The sequence below is a fragment of the Celeribacter sp. genome (assembly GCF_048270365.1).
Taxonomy (GTDB): Bacteria; Pseudomonadota; Alphaproteobacteria; order Rhodobacterales; family Rhodobacteraceae; genus Celeribacter.
Genome location: NZ_JBLWTA010000002.1, coordinates 202,286 through 224,852, shown reverse-complemented (window position 1 = coordinate 224,852; position 22,567 = coordinate 202,286). Strand labels below are relative to the sequence as shown.

Here is a 22,567-nt window from a genome sequence, read left to right as displayed (position 1 = left end):
GGTCAAATTCCCGATTGAAAAGCTCGGGTAAAGCCGTCCCGACAGACCTCGTGCTTTGGAAAGCTGCCCATGCCCCTCGCGAAACCCATGATGAAATCTCTCGCCTTGCCGCTCTTTTGTGCTCTGCTGGCCACTCCGGCGAAGGCCGAAGACCTTGCGACGCTCGAAGGGCTGGGCGAGGCGCTGTTTTTCGATGAAAACCTGTCGCAGAACCGGACGCAATCCTGTTCGACCTGTCACAACCCAGACTACGGATTTGCCGATCCGCGCGGCATGGCGTCGCCGGGCGATGACGATGTTTCCATAGGGGACCGCAATGCGCCGACCGCGAGTTACGCGCATTTCGCGCCCATGTTCGAAAAGCTCGACGAGGGCGTCTATCGCGGTGGGCAATTCCATGACGGGCGCGCTGCGACTTTGGCCGACCAAGCTGGTGGGCCGCCCTTGAACCCGATCGAAATGGGCATGCCGGATGCGGCCTCCGTGGTGGCGCGGCTGGAGGAAAACCCGGCCTATGTCGTGGCGTTCAAGGATCTGTTCGGAGACGAGATATTTGTCGGCCAAGATGAGGCCTATGCGGCGATGACCAAAGCGATTGCCGCCTTTGAAGGCACCGATCTGTTCTCGCCGTTTGACAGCAAATACGACCGTTACCTGCGGGGCGAGGCGGAGCTGACGCGGGAGGAAATGCTGGGCGAGACGCTGTTTTTCTCGCAGCAATTCACCAACTGCAACCTCTGCCACGAGCTCAAGCCGCGTGCGGGGATGGAGGGTGAGACCTTCACCAATTACGAATATCACAACATCGGCGTGCCGGAGAATGGCGCGCTGCGCGACATGAACGGCGTCGGGCGCGGGCATCCCGATCTGGGGCTGGCGCAGAACGCGCTGGTGGAGAACACTGCGGGTTTGGAAGGCAAGATCAAGGTGCCGACGCTTCGGAACGTCGCCGTCACCGGGCCCTACATGCACAATGGCGTGTTTCAGGACCTGCGCACGGTCGTGCTGTTTTACAACACCTACAACACCAAATCCGAGGCGCGGATGATCAACCCGGAAACTGGCGAACGCTTTGGTGCGCCGGAGGTGGCGGAAAACCTCTCGATGGAAGAGCTGACCACGGGACCGGCGCTTGAGGATCGTGAGATTGACGCGCTTGTGGCCTTCATGAAGACCCTGACGGATGCGCGTTACGAGCATCTGCTCGACGAATGATCACAGCGCGAGCGCTTTCGGCACATCCTTGAGCCTTGCACCATTGCCGAGATCGAGGGCGCCTTGCCAGATGCCTTTGGCGCGCATCAAAGGCAGGGCGCGGGGTGTCGTCAGAGTGCCGCCGGCCAAGGCGAGCGCCGCATCCCATTGCGCCTCGGACAGATCGCGCCAACAGACGTTGAGATGCACTTCGGAATGCTGAAACAGGTGCCGAAGCGCACGGGCCGGAAGGGTCGCTGCGAGATCGAGGGAGGGCAGTTCCTCGGGTAGTTCCAGCGCTTCACCTTTGTCTAAAGCCTCCAGAGCCAGCGCCTGATAGCGGGCCTCATAGCTGACGCGGACAATGATATGCGCGCGGGTCAGGCCGGAAATTGCGGAGGGCGCATAGAGGTCGTCATCCGACAATTCCATGAGCTTGCGCGCGAAATAGGCCGTGCCGCGACGGGCGAGCAACAAATCCTCCGTAGGCGCGTTGGGGGCGTCGAACCGCGCCCCCTTGCCCAAGCGTTCCTTTAGCGCTTCGCGGGCGGCGATGTCTGTCTCGGTGAGCGACATTACTGCCCCTCGACCATCTGACGCATGAAGCCCAGGCGTTCCATGATCGGCGCATCCGAGAAGCGGAAGAGGTCGAACTGCGTCTCGGCCTGCAAGGACCACGGCACCCAAGAGGGCACGACGAACATGTCGCCTTTCTCGAGCTTGTGCGTCACGCCGTTCATCACGACAGCCCCTTTGCCCTCAAAGACCTGGAACACGGTCGAGCCGACCTCATTGCGCGTCGCGGTTTCCGTGCCCGCACGCAACCGGTGGAATTCGCAGCGGATCGTCGGCATCACGTCACCGCCGGTGGTCGGGTTGACGTAGCGGATCGCGGCGTGGCCCTGCTCGACGGTGGCGGGCTGGCCCTCGTCTTCTAGCAAAAGCTGTTCGGTCAATGCCCGGTCGGTGAACTCCCAACGATAGGCGCCAATCGGGGACGAGACGGTGTTTTGCAGCTGCGACAACGGGCGCAGGCCCGGATGACACCAAAGCCGTTCGCCCCGCGAATAATCCGGGGTGGCGTTGTCGGTCACACGATCAGACCCGAATTCGAAAAAGCCCACATCCATCTGTTGGCTGAACGGAATGTCGAGACCGTCGATCCAGGCCATCGGCTCGGTCGCAACATTGTGGTGACCGTGGAAACACCAGCCCGGCGTCAAAAGCAAATCGCCCCGCGACATGCGCACCGGATCGCCATTGACCACGGTCCAGACGCCTTCGCCCTCGACCACAAACCGAAAAGCGTTTTGCGAGTGGCGGTGTTCCGGTGCGTTTTCGCCCGGGCAGAGATACTGGATCGCGGCCCACATGGTCGGGCTGACATAGGCGTTGCCACCGAGGCCCGGATTGGCAAGGCCAATGGCACGGCGTTCGCCGCCCCGGCCCACCGGCACGAGTTCTCCGGATTTTTCTGCCAGCGGCAAAAGATCGGCCCACCGCCAGACATGCGGCACGGCTTTGGACTTGGGCGTCATCGGCATCAGATCGCCAAGCTGGGTCCAGAGCGGGATCAGGCTTTCATCCTCAAAGTTTTTGTAAAGCGCGCGCAGTTCCGGAGTGTCCTCCGGCTGCATCCCGTGTTCGATGGTGTCGTGGTTGCGATCTTCGGTCAGCATGGTGCAATTCCTCCGGGTTGGTCACGCGTCAGGCGGCGTGCGTATGGGCGAGGCCTCAGGCGGCGTCGGGTTGGTTGGGCGGGGCGGCTTTTGTGAAGGCCGGCAGCTTATCGAGTTCGGCGTAAATACGGGCAATCGTTGGCCAGTTTTCCAGCGGCACGCCAAAGCGTTTATTGTTCCAGACCTGCGCATAGAGGCAACAATCGGCCATGGTCGGCGTGTCACCGTGGCAATAGGTGCCGGTCTGCGGAGACGTGGAAAGCTCGGCTTCCAGCGCATCAAAGGTGAGCGTGACCCAATGGGTGAACCACGCTTTTTGGGCCTCCTCATCAGCCCCGAACTGATCGCGGATGCGGAACAGCACACGCAGATTGTTGAGCGGGTGGATTTCGCAGGCGATCATGTAAGACAGCGCACGCACGCGGGCGCGACCGGCCGTGTCCGCGGGCAAAAGGGGGTGCTCGGGGTGTGTCTCCTCCAGCCACTCCATGATGGCGAGAGATTGCGTCAGAAAGCTGCCGTCTTCGGTCTCGAGCGTCGGTACGAGACCTTGCGGGTTCTTCGCCAGATATTCGGGCGTCCGGGTTTCCCCGTCGCGCAGCACATAGGCGATATAGTCATACTCCAGCCCCTTGAGGTTCAACGCGGCACGAAGCCGCGTTGAGGTCGAGGAGCGGAAGAAGTTGTGCAACTTCAACGACATATCTTACGCCTCGCGTTTTCCGATGGGGGTCTCGATCTTACCCAGCCCCTCGATCTCGACGACGCAGACATCGCCCTCAACCATGGCGCCGACGCCTGCGGGGGTGCCGGTCATGATCAGATCGCCGGGCTCAAGCGCGATGGAATGCGACAGGATCGAAATGATCTCCGGCACGGACCAGATGAGTTCCGCGAGATCGGCGTCCTGCTTGACTTCGCCGTTCACGGTGAGCTTGATCGCGCCCTTGTCGGGGTGGCCGACTTTTTCGACCGGGAACACAGGACCGATCACGGCAGAGCGGTCGAACGCCTTGCCCCAGTCCCACGGACGGCCCTGTTCACGGGCCTTGAGTTGCAGGTCGCGGCGCGTCAGGTCGTTGCCGACGGCATAGCCCCAAACGTGGCTCAGGCTGTCCTCTTCGGCGATGTTCTTGCCGCCTGTGCCGATCACAGCGATCAGCTCGGCTTCGTAGTGGAAATTCTCGGTCTGCGGCGGGTAGGCGACCACCTCGCCACTGTCGACCACGGCGTCGGCCGGTTTGGTGAAGAAGAACGGCGGATCGCGGTCCGGGTCCTTGCCCATCTCGCGGGCGTGGGCGGCGTAGTTGCGACCGACGCAGAAGATGCGGCGGACCGGCAGGCGATCATCGGTGCCATCGACGGCCACGGAGGCCTGCGGGGCGGGGGGGAAGACATAGGACATGTGGGTTCCTTTTTGCGTTTCTTCGAAGGGAGTGGTTATTCAGCGGCGGTTTTCAGCGCGGCATTAACGGTGGTGTCGTCGAGGCCGGTGGAGCCATAGAGCCAGGACAGCTGGTCGTACCATTCATCCGGCGACATGCCCGACATCACGTGGTTGCGCACGGCGGCTTTCGCGTCGTCCGGGTGGTAGATGTATTCGCCGATGAGGCGGGAGTTCATCTGAACGCGGGCGGTGCGGACCTTGCGCATTTCCTGATAGATTTGCAGCGCGCGTTCGACGTTCTCGCCGTAGTGCTCGATGCAATGGGACATGGCGACGGCGTCTTCCATGGCCATACAGGCGCCTTGGGCGAAATACTGGAGCATTGGGTGGGCGGCATCGCCCAAGAGAGCCACACGGTTGTCGACCCAGTTGGAAATCGGCTCGCGGTCGCAGAGCACCCAGAGCTTCCAGTCGGAGCCATGTTCGATGACCTGACGGGCCTTCGGGTGGATGTGCTCAAACCCTGCGGCGACCTCTTCTTTGGAGACCGGACGGCCTGCGATCGCTTCTTGGACGTCGCGGTGATAGGTCACCACGAGGTTGAACACTTTCCAGCCCTTGAGCGGGTAATGCACGATGTGGCATTTCGGACCGGCCCAGAGCGTGGCGGCGTTCCAGCGCAGGTCTTCGGGCATTTGTTCGGTCGGAATGACGGAGCGATAGGTGGTATGGCCGGAGATGCGCGGCTCGCCGTCGCCGATCATCTGACCGCGGATCGCAGAGCGCAGACCTTCGGCGCCGATCAGGAAAGAGCCTTTGATCGGATCGCGGTCTTTGACTTTGAGCGTCACGGAGGTGCCGTCTTGCTCATAGCCTTCCACGACGTGGTTGGTGCGGATGTCCACCAGCGGGCTGTCTTCGCAATACTTGAGCAAAACACCATGCAGGTCGGCGCGATGCACCACGGCATAGGGGTTTTTGAAGCGCTCACGGAACGGCTCGTCCAAGGGAATGGACGTGATGTCCTCGGCGGTTTGCGCATCCATCAAACGCAGCTTGTCGATATAGACCGCCTTCTCGCGGGCCTCGTCGCCGACGCCCAGATAGTCGAAACAGTGAAAGGCGTTCGGACCGATCTGGATGCCCGCGCCGATCTCGCCCAAGGCGGGGGCTTGCTCGACAACGATGGAACGGTGCCCTTTGCGGGCCAGACCACAGGCAGCAGCAAGGCCACCGATGCCGCCACCGGCAATGAGAATGGGAAGATCAGACATGGGTGTGTCTCCTTATTGTCAGCCGCCGATGAGGCGTGGAATGGTGAGGGTGAGGGCGGGGATCATCAGGATGAGGCCCACACGGATGACCTCGGAGCCCAAGAAAGGCATGACACCGCGGAAGACGGTGGACATGGGCGTGTCCTTGGCGAGCGAGGAGATGATGAAGACGTTAAGACCGACAGGGGGCGTGATCAGTCCAAGCTCGACCACGATGAGCGCGAGGATGCCGAACCAGATTTTGAGGCTCTCGGTGTCCATGCCGTAGGCGGCGGTCTCTGCGGTGACATATTCGCCGCCGTTGAGCGCAATGAGCGTCGGCCAAAAGAAGGGCACCACGACGAGGATCATCGCGAGGCTTTCCATGAAACAGCCCAAGACGACAAAGGCGATGAGCATGATCACAAGCACCAGCATCGGGTCCATGCCGGAGGTGGCCGCCCACTCAGAGAGCGCCTGCGGCAGGCCGGAGCGGGTGAAGAAGCCCTTGAGCACTTCGGCCCCGAACAGGATCAGGTAAATCATGCCCGACGTGATCGCGGTGGCTTGCAATGCGCGGCGCAGGCCTTTGAGGTTCAGCCCTTCGCCGGTCAGCGCACGCAGCGCAAAGCCATAAGCGCCGATCAGGAACACGCCGATGGAGGCGGCGGGCGTGGGCGTGAAGAGGCCAAAGCCCAGCCCCAAAATGATCGCACCAAAGATGAGGATCACCGGGAAGAGGCGTTTCAAAGCAAGGTTGCGTTCCTCGCGCGGCATCGGGCGCGGCTCGGGCGCCAGCGACGGGTTCACGCGGACCAAAATGGCGATCACGAGGATAAAGGACAGCACGGCCAAAAGACCGGGGACCACGGCGGCTTGGAACATCTTGAGGATCGAGCCTTCGACGATGATCGCGTAGATCACCAGCGCCACCGAGGGCGGGATCAGGATGCCGAGCGTGCCGCCCGCGGCCAAAGCGCCCGCCGACAGACGGTCTTTGTAGCCAAGTTCCTTGAGTTCCGGCAGGGCCACTTTGCCCATGGTCGCAGCGGTCGCCAGCGAAGACCCGCAGACCGCGCCAAAGCCGCCGCAGGCCGCGATCGCCGCCATGGCCACGCCGCCTCTGAGACGGGAGAGAAGAGCTTCGAGACCTTTGAACAGATCCGAAGACAGCCGCGCCTCGGCGGCGATGTAGCCCATCAGTACGAACAGAGGCACGACGGAAAGATCGTAGCTCGCGACGTTTTCCCAGAGGAGCGATTTGAACTGACGGATATAGGGCACGAAACGCACATAGGGCAGGGCCAGCGAGAGCGCATAGGTGCCGCCGATGCCGACGAGGATCATCGCGATGCCGACCGGCATGCGCAGGATCAAAAGGACGAAAAGAACGACGAGGCCCAGAACCCCGATGGTGATGGGATCAAGCATAGCGCGCGTCTCCGAAAATCTGGCTCACGGAGACCACGGCCCAGAGGGCCATGGAGGCGATGCCGGGAATGTAGAAGGGCCAGATCGGCCAGCCGAGCACACCGGCTTCGGCGGCGTCAGAACGGGATTCGAGCATGCCATGGACCATCCAATAGGCCAGAAACAGCGCGACTGCGGCCGTCAAAGTGAGCCACATGTGGTCCAAAACGCGTTTCACCGGCATCGGCGCATTGGCGACGAAAAGATCGACGGCGACATGGCCGCGTGAGGCCTGCGTGTAGGGGAAAAACATCAGTGCGGCGCCGGAAATGGCGAGCTGGACGAAATCTTCGTAGCCCGGAAGGCCGGAGACGTCTTGGCCAAAGAGGCCCATGAACCGATCAAGAATAAAGGCGCCAGTGTTGGTGGTGGTGACCATCACGATGACAAAGAGGATCGCGCCTCCCAGCATTGCGAATATGTCTGCCAGACGCGTCACATGAGCGTGCATAGCATGCCTCCCGGTTGGGTGCGTTTCGTTTGGGGAGAGCGGCGGGCGGTTCCGCCGCTCTATGTTTTCGGGTTGTTTTATTCGCCGTGGGCTGCCGCGACAGCCGCACGGGCCTGATCCACGATGGCGGCGCCGTCGATGCCTTTCTCAGAGACCTCAGCGACCCAGCGGGCCACGACCTCTTCGCTCACCGCGTTGAATTTCGCGGCTTCTTCGTCAGAGAACACATGGCGGGTGATGCCCGCGCCATCGAGCGCGCTGATGCCGGCCTCTTCAAAGCCTTCCCACATCGCGCCGATCTCGGCTGCGACGTTTTCGCGGGAATTGGCGTCGATCACGGCTTTCAGATCGTCCGGCAGGTCCTCGTAGACGTCCTTGTTCATCGCCACCATGAAAACGGCGGTGCCGAAGCGGTCGCCATTCGGCAGCTCGGCGGTGTATTTGTCGAGTTCCTGCAATTTGAGCGCCGGGACGATCTCATAGGTGGTCATCGCGCCGTCGATCACGCCTTTCGCCATGGCTTCGGGCACGGCAGGGACGGGAAGGCTCACGGGCTCCGCGCCCATGGCTTCGATCAGCCAGGCGCCGGTGCGCGAAGGCGTGCGCAGCTTCATGCCCGCGACGTCTTCAAAACTGGTGACTTCCTTGTTGCCGGAATGGATCAGGTTGCCGTCATTGGCATGCAGGAACAGCACATGGATGTCTTTGAAATCCTCACCCAGCATCTCCATTGAGGCATTGAGCGCGATAGTCGTGTCGGTGGCGGAGCCTTTGTGCACGGTCGGCAATTCAAAGACCTCGGTGCGTGGGAAGACGCCTGGGTTGTAGCCCAGCAGCGTCCATACGATGTCCGCCGTGCCGTCACGCACTTGGTTATAGAGCTCGCCCGGTTTGCCGCCCATCGACATTGCCGGGTAAATCTGGATGTCGATACGCCCGTCGCAGTCGTCCATGACCTTCTGCGCCCAGGGTTCCAACATCACCTTATGGGCGTTGGCCACCGGCGGCAGGAAGTGGTGCATGATCAGGGTGACGTCCTGCGCGAAGGCGGATGTGGCGGTCGCGATGCTGGCGGCGGCAATGGTGCCGAGCAGCTTGGCGCGGGTGAATTTGGCTCGAATGGACATGTGAGCTCCTCCGAATTTTGTCGCAATTTTCGCGGCGCACTCCCGTTGCGCCTTGAATAGTGTGTATACTTACTATTGATTTGAGTCAATTCGGTAAGCATACTTATTATTGACCTGCATCATGCGGATAAGGCATGAAGAAGTCTGATATGTCGCCGGATATGACACCGGGCGCTCAGGGGAAATCTCAGGGGAAAAGCTCATGCAACTAGAAATACACAACATGGCCGGATACTTGATTCGACGCCTGAATCAGATCTCCATGTCTGTCTTTCAGGAGCGGATGAAGGAGCTGGGCCTGACCATGACGTCGGTGCAATTCGCTGCGATGTATGCCGTCAAGGCAAACCCGGGCATCGATCAGGCGCGACTGGCCGGGGTCATCGCCTATGACCGTGCGACGATTGGCGGCGTGATCGACCGGCTGGAGAGCAAGGGGCTCGTCGAGCGCAGGGTGTGCGATCATGATCGCCGCGCGCGGATCGTCAGCCTGACGTCTGAAGGCGATGCGCTTTTGGACAAGCTGGTGCCTTTGGTTCGGGATTTTCAGGATAACATTCTGTCCGGGCTCTCTGATGTTGAGCGGGCGGAGTTTTTGCGCCTTGCGACCAAGGCGGCGGACGCCGGCAATGACCTCAGCCGTGCGCCTCTGATTCTGGATAAAAAAGCCTGACATTCCGTCTTTGCGGCGGCTCTGCGCCGCAGCGACATCCTGCCTTCTTGGAGGCGTGCCCGCATGGTTTTCCCTGCGGGTTCTGCTGGTTTGTCTTTGCTGCATTTGCGAGATGGGTCTGTTATTTAATTGTTCATTGACATAACAATTAATCCTCTGCATGGTTTCCTCAAACGGGAGGAGACATCATGGAGATCAAAGGGCATGTCGCCGTCGTGACGGGCGCGGCCAGCGGGCTTGGCTTTGCCACGGCAAAACGCTTGGCCGAGGCGGGCGCCACGGTGGCTATTCTCGATCTGTCGGGGGAGGCGGCTGCCAAATCCGCCGCAGAGATCGGCGGCACAGGCTACGCCGTGGATGTCAGCGACGCGAGCGCGGTCGAAGCGGCGTTCACGCAGATCGAAAGCGCGTTGGGCACGCCGCGTATCGTGGTTTCCTGCGCGGGCATCGGCACGGCGGGGCGCATCCTTCCGCGCGACGGATCGCTCACCATCGACACCTTCGCCAAGGCGTTGAACGTCAATCTTCTGGGCACTTATGCCGTGATGAACATCGCGGCGCGCGCCATGGCCGCCGCCGATCCCATCGACGCGGATGGCGCACGGGGCGTGATCATCAACACCTCCTCTGTGGCCTTCGAAGACGGCCAGATCGGGCAGGCGGCCTATTCCGCCTCGAAAGGCGGCGTGGCCTCGATGACTTTGCCCGCCGCACGCGAACTTGCGCGGTTCGGCATCCGTGTCATGGCCATCGCGCCGGGTCTCTTTGAGACCGCGATGAGCGCAGGCCTGCCGGATGACATTCGCGCCGATATTCTCAAAAACGTGCCGTACCCATCCCGCATGGGCGACCCGGACGAATATGCCCGCCTCGCGCAGGCCATCGTGGAAAACCCGATGCTGAACGGGACGGTTATTCGCCTCGATGCCGCCGCCCGCATGCCGATCAAATAAGAAGAAAAGCCAATGACCAGCGACATTCTCAAAATCGACATCGAGGGGCCGATCGCCACTCTGACCATGAACCGCCCCGGCAAGCGCAACGCCATGTGCGATGAGCTTTTGGATGCCATCGACACCTTCTTTTCCGCGCCGCCCGAAGGTGTGCGTGTCGTGATCCTGACGGGCACCGAGGGTCATTATTGCTCCGGGCTCGATCTTTCCGAACATGTCGCCCGCAACGCCGAAGGCACCATGCGCCACTCGCGCAACTGGCATGGTGTGATGGATAAAATCCAATTCGGTGGCCTGCCGGTGATTTCCGCCATGTATGGTGCCGTGATCGGCGGAGGGCTTGAAATGGCCGCCGCCACCCATGTGCGCATCTCGGAGCCTTCGACGATTTTCCAACTGCCCGAAGGCATGCGCGGCATCTTTGTCGGAGGCGGGGCCACCGTGCGTGTGGGGCGCATTCTGGGCGCGGATCGCATGTGCGAGATGATGCTCACGGGGCGCAAATACAATTCGGACGAAGGTCTGGCGCTTGGTCTCACGCATTATGCCGTGGGCGAGGGCGAAGCACTGGCACTGGCGCAAAAACTCGCGGCCAAGATTGCCAAGAACGCCACGCTGTCGAATTACATGATGATCCAGGCGATCAGCCGGATCGAGGATATGTCGAAAGCCGACGGTCTGTTCATGGAAAGCATGTGCGCCGCCGTTTCGCAGACCAGTGAAGATGCCGAGGAGGGTCTCAAGGCCTTCTTGGAAAAGCGCGTCCCGGTTTTCAGGTAACGCGCCAGAGACGGGCGGAGAGGAGACCGCCCGCTCCAACAAAACAAGACCCGTAACACGGGCATCCGTCATGATTTTGGGAGGATTACACATGACAACTATGACACGCCGTATGGCCATGGCCACGATGGGCGCCGCCCTCGCGACCCCCGCATTTCTCAAAAAAGCCCACGCCGCCGAAGTGACGCTGCGCGTGGCGCATTTCCTGCCGGGCGTGGCGCCCATGCAGACCCGCTTTTTCGATGTCTGGGCCAAGGAAATCTCTGACGCCTCCGATGGCGCCATCGAGATGCAGATGTTCCCCTCGATGCAGCTGGGTGGCAAACCGCCCCAGCTCGCAGATCAAGCGCGCCAAGGCATCGCCGACATCTCATGGACTCTGCCGGTCTACACGCCGGACCGGTTCCCGGTGGCCGAAACCATGGCGCTGCCCTTCATGGTGACCAATGCCGAAAAGACCTCTGTCGCGATGCATACGCTGATGGAGGAATTCGGCCAGAACGAATATCGCGGGCTGAAACCTCTGGCCTTCCACACCCATGATGGCGGCAAATTCCACACCCGTGGCCAGAAAATCTCGACCGCCGAGGACATCAAGGGCCTCAAACTGCGCGCGCCCAATCAGGCGACCGGCAAGATGTTGGAGATCATGGGCGCGGAGACCGTGTTCTTCCCGGTGACCGAGATGGTTGTGGGCCTGTCCAACGGCGTGATCGACGGCTGTTGCCTGCCCTATGAGGTGGTCCCGGCCTTCAAACTTCAAGAGCTGACCTCTGTGACCAACGAACCCGAAGCGGGCGCGCGGGGGCTCTATTGCAACACCTTTGCCCTCGTGATGAACGAGCGCAAATACGAAGGCCTCTCCGACGATCTGCGCAAGGTGATCGACGATCATTCCGGTGCCGATCTGTCCCGTCGCCTTGGCGCGCAATTCGATGAGTTCGAGGCCTTCGGCAAATCCATGGTCGAGAAGCAGGGCAATGAAATCCACACCATTCCGGCCGCCGAGATCGCCAAATGGCGTGAGATGGCGACGCCCGTTTATGACGAGTGGACCCAAAAACTGAACGACGCGGGTCTCGACGGCGCGGCCATTGTGGCGCGTGCCAACGCCCTTTTGGACGCCGGGTGATCCATCATGGCCGAGCGGCTTAACACAGATACAGGGCAGGGGGATCACACCCCCCTGTTCCGCGCGCTCCGGGCGATTTGCCTTGGCTCTGCGGGGCTTGGGGGTGCTGTGATCTTCGCGGCCTCTCTGGCCGTCACCCTGTCGGTGGTGATGCGCAATCTGGGCTTGGGTGGCATTCGCGGGGATTTCGAACTGGTCGAGCTGGCCTGTGCGGCCTGTGCCTCGCTCTTCTTGCCTCTGTGCCAATTCAACAAGGGGCACGTCATGGTCGATCTTTTCACGCTCTGGCTGAAACCCGTGACCCAGCGCCGCTTTGACGGCGTCTGGACGATGATTTTCGCCGTCTGTTGGGCGTTTCTGACCTGGCGGCTCGCAATGGGACTTATGGAAATGCATGACTATGGCGACCGCACCATGTTGCTGCGCGCGCCCGTGTGGTGGGTCTATCTGCCCGCGCTTTTGGGCACCGGGCTTTCGGCCATCGTGGCCTTTTTGCAAGGCCTGCCGATGATCAGCTCCGCGTTTCGCGGTCTGGAGGTGCGCTGATGGAGCCGATGACGATTGCCATTCTGATGGTCGTGGGGCTTTTGATCCTGATCTTTGCCCGGATGCCGATTGCTTTGGGCATGGGGTTGGTGGGGGCCGTTGGGTATATCACGCTCGCCTCGCCTTACGCGCTCATGGCCTATTTCAATACGGCCTGGGTCGATAAATTCATGTCCTATGAGCTGGCCATCGTGCCTTTGTTCATTCTCATGGGACATCTCGCGACGCGTTCCGGCATCTCTGCTGCGATCTTTGCCGCATCCAATGCCTGGATCGGGCATTTGCGGGGCGGTCTGGCCATGGCATCCGTGGCGGGCTGTGCGATGTTCGGGTCCATTTCCGGCTCGTCTCTGGCGACAGCTTCGACCATGGCGCGCGTGGCCCTGCCGGAGATGCGCAAGCATGGCTATTCCGGCGCGCTGGCCTCCGGGTCTTTGGCGGCGGGCGGCACCTTGGGCATCCTCATTCCGCCCTCCGTGGTGCTGATCATCTACGCGCTGTTGACCGAGCAGAATATCGTAAAACTGTTCTTGGCTGCGACCATTCCCGGCATTCTGGCGGTCATCGGCTTTTGTATCGCCATCGCCGTTTATGTCCGGCTCTACCCCTCAGAAGGCCCGACCCATGAGCCCGCCAGTTTCGCGCAGCGTTTGAAAGCCTTGAAAGACATCTGGCATGTGGTGGTGATCTTCGTGATCGTGCTGGGCGGTATCTATGGCGGGTTTTTCACGCCGGCCGAAGGCGCCTCCGTCGGGGTGATCCTGATGCTGGTTGCGGGGCTTTTGACCCGTGGTCTCGATGGGCGCGCCATTTTGGATTGCCTGATCGACACGGCGGGCTCGACCGCGATGATCTTTGCCATCGTCTTTGGCGCCGACATCTTCAACGTCGCTTTGGCGCTGTCACGCATGCCCTCCGAAGTGGCCGCCTATTTCTCCGCCGCCAATGTGGCGCCGATGGTGGTGCTGATGGGAATCATCGTTTTCTACCTCGTCATGGGCTGCCTCATGGACAGTCTCTCGATGATCCTCCTGACCGTGCCGGTGTTTTTCCCCACGATCATGGCGCTGGATTTCGGTCTCATGCCGGAACAACAGGCCATGTGGTTCGGCATCATCTCTTTGGTGGTGGTCGAAATGGGGCTGATCACGCCGCCTGTGGGGATGAATCTCTTTGTCATCTCCTCGATGGCGAAGGACATCCCGACGAGCCAGATTTTCCGCGGCACCACGCCGTTCATCATCGCGGAATTCTTCCGCATCGCCATTCTGGTCAGCTTCCCGGTGCTGAGCTATTGGCTGGTGGATTTGGTGGCCAACTGAGGAAAGATGACGATGAGCAAGTGCGATAAAGATACCGAAATCACAGACCAGAACCTGCGCCAATTCGTGGGCTATACCATGAAGCGCGCGTTTTTGATGGTGCGCGAGGATCTGGCGCGGGTGCTGGAGCCTCTGGGGCTTCGGATGACGTCTTTTTCCGCCCTCGCGATCATCAAGGAAAACCCCGACATCTCCCAGAGCCGCCTCGCCGTGGCGCTGCATATCGAGCGCTCCGGCGTGGTGGTTTTGGTGGATGAATTGGAAAGCGCCGATCTGATCGAACGCGGACGCGTCGAAGGCGACCGGCGGCAATATGCCCTGCGCACCACCGCGCTGGGCGACAAGAAATGGCGCGAGGCAGAGCGGGCGGTCGAGGCCCATGAGGACGCTCTGTTTGCTGCGCTGAGCACAGAAGAACGCACGACGCTTCGGGCTCTTTTGGGCCGCGTCGGGAGGAAATAGCCGCTTCAAACGGCTTTTGGGAGGAACGCATGAAAGATCAAACGACGGGGCTGACGCTTGCACCGCATTCGGTGCGCATGGAGCGCAAAAGTGCGGGCGAGATCATCCTGACCTCGGCCCTGCCGCTCGATCCCGTAGTGGATCACACCGGGGTCTGGTTGGAGAAATGGGCCGCCGAGCGCCCGGATCACATCTATCTCGCCGAACGCTCCGGCGCGGGCTGGCGCGAGTTGGGCTATGCCGAGGTGCTGGAGCGGGTCAAAGCCATCGCGGCCACCTTGGCCGCGCGCGGCCTCAACGAGTCGACGCCGATCCTGATCATGTCCGGCAACTCCGTCGATCACGCGTTGCTGTCTTTTGGCGCGCAATGGGCGGGTGTGCCGACGGTGCCCTTGGCCGAACAATATTCCCTCATCGAAGAAGCGCATTTTCGCCTGCAATATGCGATAGGCAAGACGAGGCCCAAAATGGCCTTCGTCGACGATGCTGCGCGCTATGCCAAGGCCTTGATGCTTCCTGATCTCGATGGGATCGAAATCGTGGCCTCACTCCCGGAGGGCGCGCCGCGCCCCGTGACCCCTTTTGCTGAGCTCTTGAAAGGGGACGCGGGCGTGGACCTCTCTGCCGTCCATGCGCAGGTCGGCCCCGATACGCTGGCGAAAATCCTCTTCACCTCAGGCTCAAGTTCGGACCCGAAAGGCGTCATGACCACCCAACGGATGATGTGCGCCAATCAATCGCAAATGGTCTCCGTCCTGCCGTTCACCAAGGAACGCCCGCCGCGCATCGTCGATTGGCTGCCGTGGAACCATGTTTTCGGCGGCTCGCATAACGTCAACATGATGCTCATGCATGGCGGGTCCTTCTACATCGACAACGGCAAACCGACGAAAGCGCTGTTCCAGCACACCGTCGACAACATCACCGACAAGGCGGGCACATTCGCCTTCAACGTGCCAGTCGGGTTTTCGATGCTGGTGCATGAGATGGAACACAACATGGCGCTGCGCGAGGCCTATTTCAAAGACCTCGACATGCTGTTCTATGCGGGCGCGTCGCTGCCGCAAGACATCTGGACACGGCTCGAAGAGATGGCGATGGAAGTGCGCGGGCGTTTGCCCTTGATGATCTCAAGCTGGGGCCTCACGGAGACCGCGCCGGCCAACGTCATGGTGCACGAACATATCGGCCGCTCCGGCGTGATCGGCGTGCCTTTGCCGGGGACCGAGATCAAGCTTTTGCCCGATGACGACATGCGTTGCGAAATCCGTGTCAAAGGCCCGAATGTCATGCCCGGCTATCTCCATGACCCGGAGAAAACGGCGGAAGCCTTTGATGAAGAGGGTTTTTTCATCACCGGAGATGCGGTGAAATTCCTCGATGCCGATGATCCCGACCGGGGTCTTGTGTTCGATGGGCGCGTTTCGGAGGATTTCAAGCTGCTGACCGGGACATGGGTGCAGGCGGGCAAGCTGCGTCTCGATGCGCTGGAGGCTCTGCGCGGGTTGGTGCTCGATGTCGTGATCTGCGGTCATGATCGCGGCGAGATCGGCCTCTTCGTCTTCCCGCGCCCGGATCACGTCCACGATGACAACACCTCCGAGGGCGCGGTGATTGACGATCATCTTCAGGCCGAAATTCACCACGTCTTGCGCAAGATGGCCCGTGCCGCTTCGGGTTCCGCCAAACGCATTGCCCGCGCCATTATCCTGTCAGAGCCGCCCTCGGTCAAAGATGGCGAGATCACCGACAAAGGGTCGTTGAACACCCGTAAAATCATCACACGCCGCGCCGATCTTTTGGAACGTCTGTATGACAACGAAGATCCGGCCCTGATCCGAGTGTAAGGAATTGAATATGGTAGATTTTAAGAGCGTCCGCGCGATTGATTTTCACACCCATGCCGAGGAGGCCTGCGGCTGTCACCACGATGACGGCTATGACGATCTGCAATCCGCCATGGCGAAATACTTCAACGCGCCTTGGGCCCATCCGCCGACCATCGACCAAACCGCCGCGCATTACCGCGAGAAAAACATCGCCGCCGTGATTTTCCCGGTCGATGCCGAGCGCGAGACGGGCTATCGCCGCTATGACAATTACGAGGTCGCCGACGCCGCCGCGAAACATTCCGACATCCTCATTCCCTTCGCCTCCATCGACCCCGCGAAAGGCAAACTGGGCGCCCGCGAAGCGCGCGATCTGGTGGAAAACCACGGCATTCAGGGCTTTAAATTCCACCCGACGATGCAGGGGTTTTATCCCAATGATCGCAACGCTTACGTGCTTTATGAGGCCATCGCCGAGGCCGGCAAACCGGCGCTGTTTCACACCGGTCAGACGGGGGTCGGATCGGGGATGAAGGGCGGCAATGGCATGCGGCTCAAATACTCGAATCCGATGTATATGGACGATCTGGCGGTGGATTTTCCCGACATGCCGATCATCCTCGCGCATCCGTCGTTCCCGTGGCAGGAAGAGGCTCTGTCGGTCGCGACCCACAAGCCCAACGTCTACATCGATTTGTCCGGCTGGTCGCCGAAGTACTTCCCGCCCATTCTGGTGCGATACGCGAATACTTTGTTGAAAAACAAGATGTTGTTCGGGTCCGACTGGCCGATGATTGCGCCGGAAAAATGGCTCGACGCCTTCGACAAGGCGGAGTTCCGCGACGAGGTGCGGCCTTTGATTTTGAAGGAAAATGCGATGCGGCTTCTGGGGGTCTCCGAATGACGCCGTTCAAAGCGCCGCTCGAAGACATCCTCTTTTGCCTGCGCAACGTGGCCGGGGCGGATCGTTTGTCTGACTGGGACGCGGAGTTGGCCGAGGGCATCCTTGGCCATTTCGCCGCCTTCGCCGAAGGCGTCATCGCGCCCTTGGACGAGCCGGGCGATGCGCAGGGCTGCACCCTTTCCGATGGCCGCGTCACCATGCCCGACGGCTTCAAAGAGGCTTACGCCCAGCTCACTGAGGGCGGGTGGCAAGGTCTCACTGCGCCCGAAGACTTTGGCGGCATGGGCCAGAACGCGCTTTTGGCGGCGGGCGTGTCTGAGATTTTCTCCGGCGCCAACCACGCGATGCAGATGGTCTGCAACCTCGTGCCGGGCGCCATTTCGACGCTGATGAAATTCGGCTCTGAGGCGCAAAAACAGTATTGGATTCCGCGTCTTGCGGCGGGCGAGACGCTCTCCACGATGTGCCTGACCGAACCGGGTGCGGGTTCCGATCTCTCTCGTATCCGCACCAAAGCCACGCCTTCGGGGGGCAGCTGGCGGATCGAGGGGGAGAAGATTTTCATCTCCGGCGGCGATCAGGATATGTCCGAGGACGTGCTGCATCTCGTCCTTGCCCGCACGGGCGGCGAAGGCGTCAAAGGCCTGTCGTTGTTCCTTTGTCCGTCCGTTGTAGATGGCGCGCGGAACGCGGTCACCGTGACCCGGATCGAGGAAAAGCTGGGCCTCCATGCTTCGCCGACATGCCAATTGGCCTTCGATGGCGCAGAGGCCGAGTTGATCGGCGAAGAAGGGGCGGGGTTGATGGCGATGTTCACCATGATGAACCACGCCCGCCTCGATGTGTCCCTGCAAGGTGTCGCCCATGCGTCGCGCGCGTATCACATCGCGGCGGACTATGCCGCCGAACGCAAACAGGGTCGCAAGTCCGATGGCGCCGAAGCCGTGCTTGCCGATCACCCGGACGTGCAGCGCATGTTGGACGAGCAAAAAGCCCTCGCGCTCGGCGCCCGTGCGATGACCTATCTGACCATGACCGAACTGACCCTCGGCGAGAACCGTGCGCTGGTCGATTTTCTGACGCCGATCTGCAAGGTGTTCTGCACCGAGGCGGGCATCCGCGCCGCTGATCTCGGCATCCAAGTGCTGGGCGGCTATGGCTACCTGACCGAATATCGGGTTTCTCAAACCTGGCGCGATGCGCGGATCACTTCGATCTACGAGGGTGCCAATGGCATCCATGCGGTGGCCATCGCGACGCGCGGTCTGCGTGCGCCGGAGGGACCGGACGCCTTTGCGGCACTTGTTGAAGAACTGGCGTCTGGCGATGCCGACTGCCTCGCGCTTTTGTCCGACTGGCAAGATGCGCGCGCAGGTATGGCGGCGCAGGCGGTCGAGAAAGCCCATGATTTCATGGCGTTGACCGGCGAACTTCTGTTCCGTGCTGTTTGGTGCAAACTCGCCGCGACGGGCGATGCGGAAATGGTCCGTCTGGCGAAACGCGTGGCACGTCGGCCTCTGCCGGTGCGGTTGCCGCTCAGCGCTTAAAGATCTCCCGCAACCCGGGCGCGATAGGCCGTGGGGGTCTCCCCCATGCGCGCCCGGAAGCGGCGGGAGAAATACGGCGGGTCCGTGTAGCCCAGCCGATAGCCCACCTCCGCCACCGGCAGCCGCGTAAAGGCGAGGTGGCGACAGGCCTCCGTCATCACCGCGGTTTCGAGATATTCGGTCAGTGTCACCCCGCTGTCGCGCCGCACGATCCGGTTCAAATGACCGGCGGTCATATGCAGCGCGCGGGCGTATTCCGTGGCGCTCCAGCCCTCTGTCATGTGATCGGCGATCAAGGCGTCCAGTTGCTGCATTTGCCGCGTCTGATCTTGGTCCGGAGTGTCGATCTGGGCGCTGTCTTCCGCCAATGTCACCAAAAGCGCATGCGATAGGGCGACAAGCCTCTGTGCGCGAAATGTACCAGATTTATCATGGAATAGTGCAATCTGAGACAAGAGACCGCTGGCTGTGTCGGAGAGGGGCGCGTGATGCGTGCCACTGAGCCATGCCGTCAGAGGTTGCGAGTGCGGTCCGAGACGTTGCACCACGGGAGAGGGCAGCGACAGCACGAACCCTTCAGTGCCCTTGTCAAAGGTAAACCCATGCACAATTTTCGGTGGAACATAGAGAAACTCACCGTTTTTCAATGTGCTTTCCGATCCGTCCAGCGTGACCTGCGCAAAGCCCGTTTCGATGTGAAACACCTGCGCCATTTGGTGATGTCGATGCGGAGAGATTTTCCAACCGTGCAGCCGTGCCCGATCAAAGATGCGCTCGCAATGGATCACGTCCGGGAAGGCGCTGGTTTCGCCAAAGAGGTTGAAGGCGGGGATATGGCTGGTCTCACTCATGCCGGAAAAGTACCATTCATTGCCGGGCGGGTCCATTCCGATGTCGCGCCGTGCGCTTTAAAGTCTTCTCAAATTGGAGGAGACGCATATGACCACTTTGACCACCCAGGTCGCCATCATAGGCGGCGGCCCATCCGGCCTGCTTTTGTCGCAGCTTTTGAACAAAGCGGGCATCGCGACCGTCATTCTCGAACGTTCCACCCGCAATCACGTTTTGGCCCGCATTCGTGCCGGCATCCTCGAATGGGGCACCGTTGAACTGTTGCGCGAGGCGGGTGTCGGCGCGCGAATGGAGGCTGAGGGCATTCCGCATGACGGTTGTTACCTGACCGACGAGGAGTTGATGGTGCACATTGACTTCAAGGATCTGACTGGCAAACAGGTCATGGTTTACGGTCAGACCGAGGTGACGACGGATTTGTACAACGCGCAGGACGCCATGGGGACGACCGTGCTGCACGAGGTCTCTGACGTGGAAATTCACGATCTCGATCAGGCGAAATCCTATGTCGAATTTACCCATGAGGGCACGCGCAAACGGCTTGAATGCCTCTATGTGGCGGGCTGCGATGGCTTCCACGGCGTGTCGCGCAAGACCATTCCCGATGAGAAGCGTCGGGAGTTCGAGCGCGTCTATCCCTTTGGCTGGCTTGGGATTCTGTCGGAAACCCCGCCGGTGCATGACGAGTTGATCTATTCGAATTCCCGCCACGGCTTCGCGCTGGCCTCGATGCGCAACGAAAACCTCGTGCGCTACTATGTGCAGGTGCCGCTCACGGATAAGGTCGAGGATTGGTCGGATCAGCGGTTTTGGGACGAGTTTTCGCGCCGCATTCCGTCGGAGGCCGCGCGCCGTCTCGTCACCGGGCCGTCGATTGAAAAGAGCATCGCGCCGCTGCGCAGTTTCGTCTCCGAGCCGCTGCGTTGGGGCAATCTGTTCCTCGTGGGTGACAGCGCCCATATCGTGCCGCCGACGGGGGCGAAGGGGCTGAACCTCGCGGCCTCGGACGTGTACTATCTCTACACGGCGCTGATCGACGCGGTGACCGGCGGTAGCAAGACGGGTGTGGATGAATATTCTACCCGCGCGCTGGAACGGATTTGGAAAGCGATGCGCTTTAGCTGGCAGATGACCACCATGATGCATCGGTTCGACGGCGAGGACGCTTTTGCGGAGCAGATGCGTAAGGCGACGCTGAAACACCTCGCCACATCCGAGACCGCGCGACGCGATCTGGCGGAGAACTACATCGGTCTGCCGTTCTGAGACAAACGGCCCGGAGGGTTACGCCGGGTCGCCCAATCTCTGAATGTTTTGAACAAGTTGAATGGCCATGGAGAGCGAGCGCCCCGTGGCCATCAGCATCTGAGGCAGCACCATCCACTCAAGGCTCCAAGCCGTGCCGGAGCGTTCCTGTTCATGCACGACCGCATGGTGCATGGCGGAGACCTGCGTGGCGTTAAAGCGCGCCAGAGTGACCAAAAGCTCCGCCGCGACCGGATTTTGTTTGTGCGGCATGGCCGACGAGCCTCCCGCGCCGGAAATCGCAACGCATTCAATGCCTTGCTGTGCCATGAGGGCAATATCCTGGCCGATTTTTCCCAAAGATCCTGTCACCAGAGACAGAAACGAGGCATAGCCCGCAATCCCGTGCCGCATGGTCTGCCATGTCTTGTCCGTGGGCGCGAGGCCCAGCGTTTTCGCCACCTCAGCAACCACAAAATCACCCTTGTCGCCAAGCGCTTTGCGATCCCCGGACGCACCGCCAATTTGCACTTTTTCAACATCGGCGCGTTTTTGGTCCAGTGTCTTGAGATGATCCGCAATCGGCAGGCGCCAGGCCAAAACACGGTCGCGCACGGTGATCTCAGTCGCCGCCTGCATCCGGGTGCGGCCCATCAGAGGGGCGTCGCCAAAGCGGGCCTCAATGGCTTTCAGATGGGTTTCCAACTCCATCAACCGCCCGGCAATCAGGAAAGACGCCTCGCGCAGCGCGAGCACCAAAGCCGTGTCCACCACATCCTGAGAGGTCGCGCCCTTGTGCACGGCCTCCGCCGGCGCGAGGGCTTTCAACTGTTTCACCAGACGCGGGATCGGCACGCCGTCTTGCGCCATGCCGGCTGCGATATCCGCCAAATCAATCTCAGCCGCTTCAATCGCAATCGCCGCCGTTTCGGCCTGCGCCGCGTCGAACAACCCGGCCTTGCCACAGGCCCGCGACCACGCCGCCTCAAACGCCAACATATGCGCCATCTGACGCTCTGGCGCGAGGACTTGCGCCATCTCGGGGTCGCCAAACAGGCCGGACAGCCAAGGGTGATCGAAGACGCTCAGGCTCATTTTTCTTCCTTTTTCAGACCAAGAGGGGCGACCGAAGCCGCCCCCTTCATACCGTCAGATTTTCGCTCAGATGTCGAGGAACACGGTTTCCCGGTCGCCTTGAAGCCGGATGTCAAAGCGGTATTTGCCCTCTCCGGTCTTCTTGGCGATCAAGGTGTCGACGCGCGGACGCTGTTCGATCCGGTTCAACAGCGGATCGTTCGCGTTGTCCTCATCTTCGAAATAAATCCGGGTATTTAGCCCGATGTTGATGCCACGGGCCACAACCCAAAGCGAGATATGCGGCGCGCTGATCACACCACCACGGCCCTTCACGGCGCCCGGTTTCACAGTGCGCAGGGTGAATTCGCCGCTCTCGGCATCGGCGGCAAAGCGGCAGAGCCCGTTGAAGTTCGGATCGGCGCCGTCTTGGCCCGGGAAAATCCCGTTGCCGTCACATTGCCAGCTTTCCACCATCGCATCGCGCAGCGCCCAGCCGGTGCCGTCGAACACGGAGCCGGTGATCTCGATCACCTCGCCCTGAACGTCGCCGTCGAGGGGCGAAAGGCCGATTTCGTTTTCATATGCACCCGGATTGCCCGCATGCGTCGGCATCAGGCCGATGTGGACGTAGGGGCCTGCGGTTTGCGACGGGGATTCTTGCAAAACATCAAGTTTCTGGACCAT

Annotated in this window: 23 protein-coding genes; 12 read left to right on the top strand and 11 right to left on the bottom strand. The window is 61.0% G+C overall.

Annotated features, from left to right (window positions below):
- Positions 1–69 precede the first annotated feature (69 nt).
- Positions 70–1,215: a cytochrome-c peroxidase gene (locus ACN0X0_RS03730; protein WP_417278063.1), complete on the top strand. Its 1,146-nt coding sequence runs from the start codon at positions 70–72 to the stop codon at positions 1,213–1,215.
- On the opposite strand, the gene ACN0X0_RS03725 is transcribed toward ACN0X0_RS03730, so the two are convergent.
- From ACN0X0_RS03725 to ACN0X0_RS03690, 8 genes are all read right to left on the bottom strand, one after another.
- Positions 1,216–1,770, bottom strand: a complete 555-nt coding sequence (locus ACN0X0_RS03725) for a maleylpyruvate isomerase N-terminal domain-containing protein (RefSeq protein ID WP_417278062.1) — start codon at positions 1,768–1,770, stop codon at positions 1,216–1,218. It abuts the gene before it with no gap.
- Positions 1,770–2,873, bottom strand: a complete 1,104-nt coding sequence (locus ACN0X0_RS03720) for a cupin domain-containing protein (protein ID WP_417278061.1) — start codon at positions 2,871–2,873, stop codon at positions 1,770–1,772. The genes ACN0X0_RS03725 and ACN0X0_RS03720 overlap by 1 nt, the downstream gene beginning before the upstream one ends.
- A gap of 55 nt (positions 2,874–2,928) precedes the next feature.
- The gene (gene maiA, locus ACN0X0_RS03715) at positions 2,929–3,576 is read right to left on the bottom strand and encodes a maleylacetoacetate isomerase (protein ID WP_417278060.1); all 648 of its coding nucleotides are present in this window, start codon (positions 3,574–3,576) and stop codon (positions 2,929–2,931) included.
- Between the two features lie 3 nt (positions 3,577–3,579).
- Positions 3,580–4,278: a fumarylacetoacetate hydrolase family protein gene (locus ACN0X0_RS03710; protein WP_417278059.1), complete on the bottom strand. Its 699-nt coding sequence runs from the start codon at positions 4,276–4,278 to the stop codon at positions 3,580–3,582.
- Positions 4,279–4,313: 35 nt separating this feature from the next.
- A complete protein-coding gene (locus tag ACN0X0_RS03705) occupies positions 4,314–5,534 on the bottom strand; it encodes a 3-hydroxybenzoate 6-monooxygenase (RefSeq protein WP_417278058.1) in 1,221 nt (406 codons plus the stop codon).
- Positions 5,535–5,552: 18 nt separating this feature from the next.
- Positions 5,553–6,944, bottom strand: a complete 1,392-nt coding sequence (locus ACN0X0_RS03700) for a TRAP transporter large permease (protein ID WP_417278057.1) — start codon at positions 6,942–6,944, stop codon at positions 5,553–5,555.
- Entirely contained in the window at positions 6,937–7,434 is a 498-nt protein-coding gene (locus tag ACN0X0_RS03695; RefSeq protein WP_417278056.1) for a TRAP transporter small permease, read from the bottom strand. The genes ACN0X0_RS03700 and ACN0X0_RS03695 overlap by 8 nt, the downstream gene beginning before the upstream one ends.
- 77 nt (positions 7,435–7,511) lie before the next feature.
- Positions 7,512–8,561 carry a TRAP transporter substrate-binding protein gene (locus ACN0X0_RS03690; RefSeq protein WP_417278055.1) on the bottom strand — a complete coding sequence of 350 codons (1,050 nt, stop codon included), beginning with the start codon at positions 8,559–8,561 and terminating at the stop codon, positions 7,512–7,514.
- Positions 8,562–8,823: 262 nt separating this feature from the next.
- Here ACN0X0_RS03690 and ACN0X0_RS03685 point away from each other — a divergent pair, with 262 nt between their 5' ends.
- From ACN0X0_RS03685 to ACN0X0_RS03640, 10 genes are all read left to right on the top strand, one after another.
- Complete coding sequence (locus ACN0X0_RS03685; RefSeq protein ID WP_417263849.1) at positions 8,824–9,234, top strand: MarR family winged helix-turn-helix transcriptional regulator; 411 nt, start codon at positions 8,824–8,826, stop codon at positions 9,232–9,234.
- Between the two features lie 188 nt (positions 9,235–9,422).
- The gene (locus tag ACN0X0_RS03680) at positions 9,423–10,187 is read left to right on the top strand and encodes an SDR family NAD(P)-dependent oxidoreductase (protein WP_417278054.1); all 765 of its coding nucleotides are present in this window, start codon (positions 9,423–9,425) and stop codon (positions 10,185–10,187) included.
- Between the two features lie 12 nt (positions 10,188–10,199).
- A complete protein-coding gene (locus tag ACN0X0_RS03675) occupies positions 10,200–10,967 on the top strand; it encodes a crotonase/enoyl-CoA hydratase family protein (protein ID WP_417278053.1) in 768 nt (255 codons plus the stop codon).
- A gap of 91 nt (positions 10,968–11,058) precedes the next feature.
- Positions 11,059–12,099 carry a TRAP transporter substrate-binding protein gene (locus ACN0X0_RS03670; RefSeq protein WP_417278052.1) on the top strand — a complete coding sequence of 347 codons (1,041 nt, stop codon included), beginning with the start codon at positions 11,059–11,061 and terminating at the stop codon, positions 12,097–12,099.
- 6 nt (positions 12,100–12,105) lie between these two features.
- The gene (locus ACN0X0_RS03665) at positions 12,106–12,645 is read left to right on the top strand and encodes a TRAP transporter small permease (protein WP_417278051.1); all 540 of its coding nucleotides are present in this window, start codon (positions 12,106–12,108) and stop codon (positions 12,643–12,645) included.
- A complete protein-coding gene (locus ACN0X0_RS03660) occupies positions 12,645–13,967 on the top strand; it encodes a TRAP transporter large permease (RefSeq protein ID WP_417278050.1) in 1,323 nt (440 codons plus the stop codon). The genes ACN0X0_RS03665 and ACN0X0_RS03660 overlap by 1 nt, the downstream gene beginning before the upstream one ends.
- Positions 13,968–13,979: 12 nt before the next feature.
- Complete coding sequence (locus ACN0X0_RS03655) at positions 13,980–14,429, top strand: MarR family winged helix-turn-helix transcriptional regulator (protein WP_417278049.1); 450 nt, start codon at positions 13,980–13,982, stop codon at positions 14,427–14,429.
- A gap of 29 nt (positions 14,430–14,458) precedes the next feature.
- Positions 14,459–16,276, top strand: a complete 1,818-nt coding sequence (locus tag ACN0X0_RS03650) for a feruloyl-CoA synthase (RefSeq protein WP_417278048.1) — start codon at positions 14,459–14,461, stop codon at positions 16,274–16,276.
- Between the two features lie 10 nt (positions 16,277–16,286).
- A complete protein-coding gene (locus tag ACN0X0_RS03645; RefSeq protein WP_417278047.1) occupies positions 16,287–17,162 on the top strand; it encodes an amidohydrolase family protein in 876 nt (291 codons plus the stop codon).
- Positions 17,159–18,709, top strand: a complete 1,551-nt coding sequence (locus ACN0X0_RS03640) for an acyl-CoA dehydrogenase family protein (protein ID WP_417278046.1) — start codon at positions 17,159–17,161, stop codon at positions 18,707–18,709. The genes ACN0X0_RS03645 and ACN0X0_RS03640 overlap by 4 nt, the downstream gene beginning before the upstream one ends.
- On the opposite strand, the gene ACN0X0_RS03635 is transcribed toward ACN0X0_RS03640, so the two are convergent.
- Positions 18,706–19,596, bottom strand: coding sequence for a helix-turn-helix domain-containing protein (locus ACN0X0_RS03635; protein WP_417278045.1), 891 nt, complete (start codon positions 19,594–19,596; stop codon positions 18,706–18,708). The two genes, ACN0X0_RS03640 and ACN0X0_RS03635, sit on opposite strands and share 4 nt — an antisense overlap.
- A 52-nt stretch (positions 19,597–19,648) precedes the next feature.
- On the opposite strand from ACN0X0_RS03635, the gene pobA reads away from it, so the two are divergent.
- Complete coding sequence (gene pobA / locus ACN0X0_RS03630; protein WP_417278044.1) at positions 19,649–20,827, top strand: 4-hydroxybenzoate 3-monooxygenase; 1,179 nt, start codon at positions 19,649–19,651, stop codon at positions 20,825–20,827.
- Positions 20,828–20,845: 18 nt separating this feature from the next.
- On the opposite strand, the gene ACN0X0_RS03625 is transcribed toward pobA, so the two are convergent.
- Entirely contained in the window at positions 20,846–21,901 is a 1,056-nt protein-coding gene (locus ACN0X0_RS03625) for a 3-carboxy-cis,cis-muconate cycloisomerase (RefSeq protein WP_417278043.1), read from the bottom strand.
- 66 nt (positions 21,902–21,967) lie between these two features.
- Positions 21,968–22,567 (bottom strand): protocatechuate 3,4-dioxygenase subunit alpha, encoded by a 600-nt coding sequence (pcaG, locus tag ACN0X0_RS03620; RefSeq protein ID WP_417278042.1) that lies wholly within the window; start codon positions 22,565–22,567, stop codon positions 21,968–21,970.

Coding starts and splice junctions, on each gene's coding strand:
- ACN0X0_RS03730 (WP_417278063.1), top strand. CDS start 70: ATGCCCCTCGCGAAACCCATGATGAAATCTCTCGCCTTGCCGCTCTTT.
- ACN0X0_RS03725 (WP_417278062.1), bottom strand. CDS start 1,770: ATGTCGCTCACCGAGACAGACATCGCCGCCCGCGAAGCGCTAAAGGAA.
- ACN0X0_RS03720 (WP_417278061.1), bottom strand. CDS start 2,873: ATGCTGACCGAAGATCGCAACCACGACACCATCGAACACGGGATGCAG.
- maiA (WP_417278060.1), bottom strand. CDS start 3,576: ATGTCGTTGAAGTTGCACAACTTCTTCCGCTCCTCGACCTCAACGCGG.
- ACN0X0_RS03710 (WP_417278059.1), bottom strand. CDS start 4,278: ATGTCCTATGTCTTCCCCCCCGCCCCGCAGGCCTCCGTGGCCGTCGAT.
- ACN0X0_RS03705 (WP_417278058.1), bottom strand. CDS start 5,534: ATGTCTGATCTTCCCATTCTCATTGCCGGTGGCGGCATCGGTGGCCTT.
- ACN0X0_RS03700 (WP_417278057.1), bottom strand. CDS start 6,944: ATGCTTGATCCCATCACCATCGGGGTTCTGGGCCTCGTCGTTCTTTTC.
- ACN0X0_RS03695 (WP_417278056.1), bottom strand. CDS start 7,434: ATGCACGCTCATGTGACGCGTCTGGCAGACATATTCGCAATGCTGGGA.
- ACN0X0_RS03690 (WP_417278055.1), bottom strand. CDS start 8,561: ATGTCCATTCGAGCCAAATTCACCCGCGCCAAGCTGCTCGGCACCATT.
- ACN0X0_RS03685 (WP_417263849.1), top strand. CDS start 8,824: ATGTCTGTCTTTCAGGAGCGGATGAAGGAGCTGGGCCTGACCATGACG.
- ACN0X0_RS03680 (WP_417278054.1), top strand. CDS start 9,423: ATGGAGATCAAAGGGCATGTCGCCGTCGTGACGGGCGCGGCCAGCGGG.
- ACN0X0_RS03675 (WP_417278053.1), top strand. CDS start 10,200: ATGACCAGCGACATTCTCAAAATCGACATCGAGGGGCCGATCGCCACT.
- ACN0X0_RS03670 (WP_417278052.1), top strand. CDS start 11,059: ATGACAACTATGACACGCCGTATGGCCATGGCCACGATGGGCGCCGCC.
- ACN0X0_RS03665 (WP_417278051.1), top strand. CDS start 12,106: ATGGCCGAGCGGCTTAACACAGATACAGGGCAGGGGGATCACACCCCC.
- ACN0X0_RS03660 (WP_417278050.1), top strand. CDS start 12,645: ATGGAGCCGATGACGATTGCCATTCTGATGGTCGTGGGGCTTTTGATC.
- ACN0X0_RS03655 (WP_417278049.1), top strand. CDS start 13,980: ATGAGCAAGTGCGATAAAGATACCGAAATCACAGACCAGAACCTGCGC.
- ACN0X0_RS03650 (WP_417278048.1), top strand. CDS start 14,459: ATGAAAGATCAAACGACGGGGCTGACGCTTGCACCGCATTCGGTGCGC.
- ACN0X0_RS03645 (WP_417278047.1), top strand. CDS start 16,287: ATGGTAGATTTTAAGAGCGTCCGCGCGATTGATTTTCACACCCATGCC.
- ACN0X0_RS03640 (WP_417278046.1), top strand. CDS start 17,159: ATGACGCCGTTCAAAGCGCCGCTCGAAGACATCCTCTTTTGCCTGCGC.
- ACN0X0_RS03635 (WP_417278045.1), bottom strand. CDS start 19,596: ATGGACCCGCCCGGCAATGAATGGTACTTTTCCGGCATGAGTGAGACC.
- pobA (WP_417278044.1), top strand. CDS start 19,649: ATGACCACTTTGACCACCCAGGTCGCCATCATAGGCGGCGGCCCATCC.
- ACN0X0_RS03625 (WP_417278043.1), bottom strand. CDS start 21,901: ATGAGCCTGAGCGTCTTCGATCACCCTTGGCTGTCCGGCCTGTTTGGC.
- pcaG (WP_417278042.1), bottom strand. CDS start 22,567: ATGGTCCAGAAACTTGATGTTTTGCAAGAATCCCCGTCGCAAACCGCA.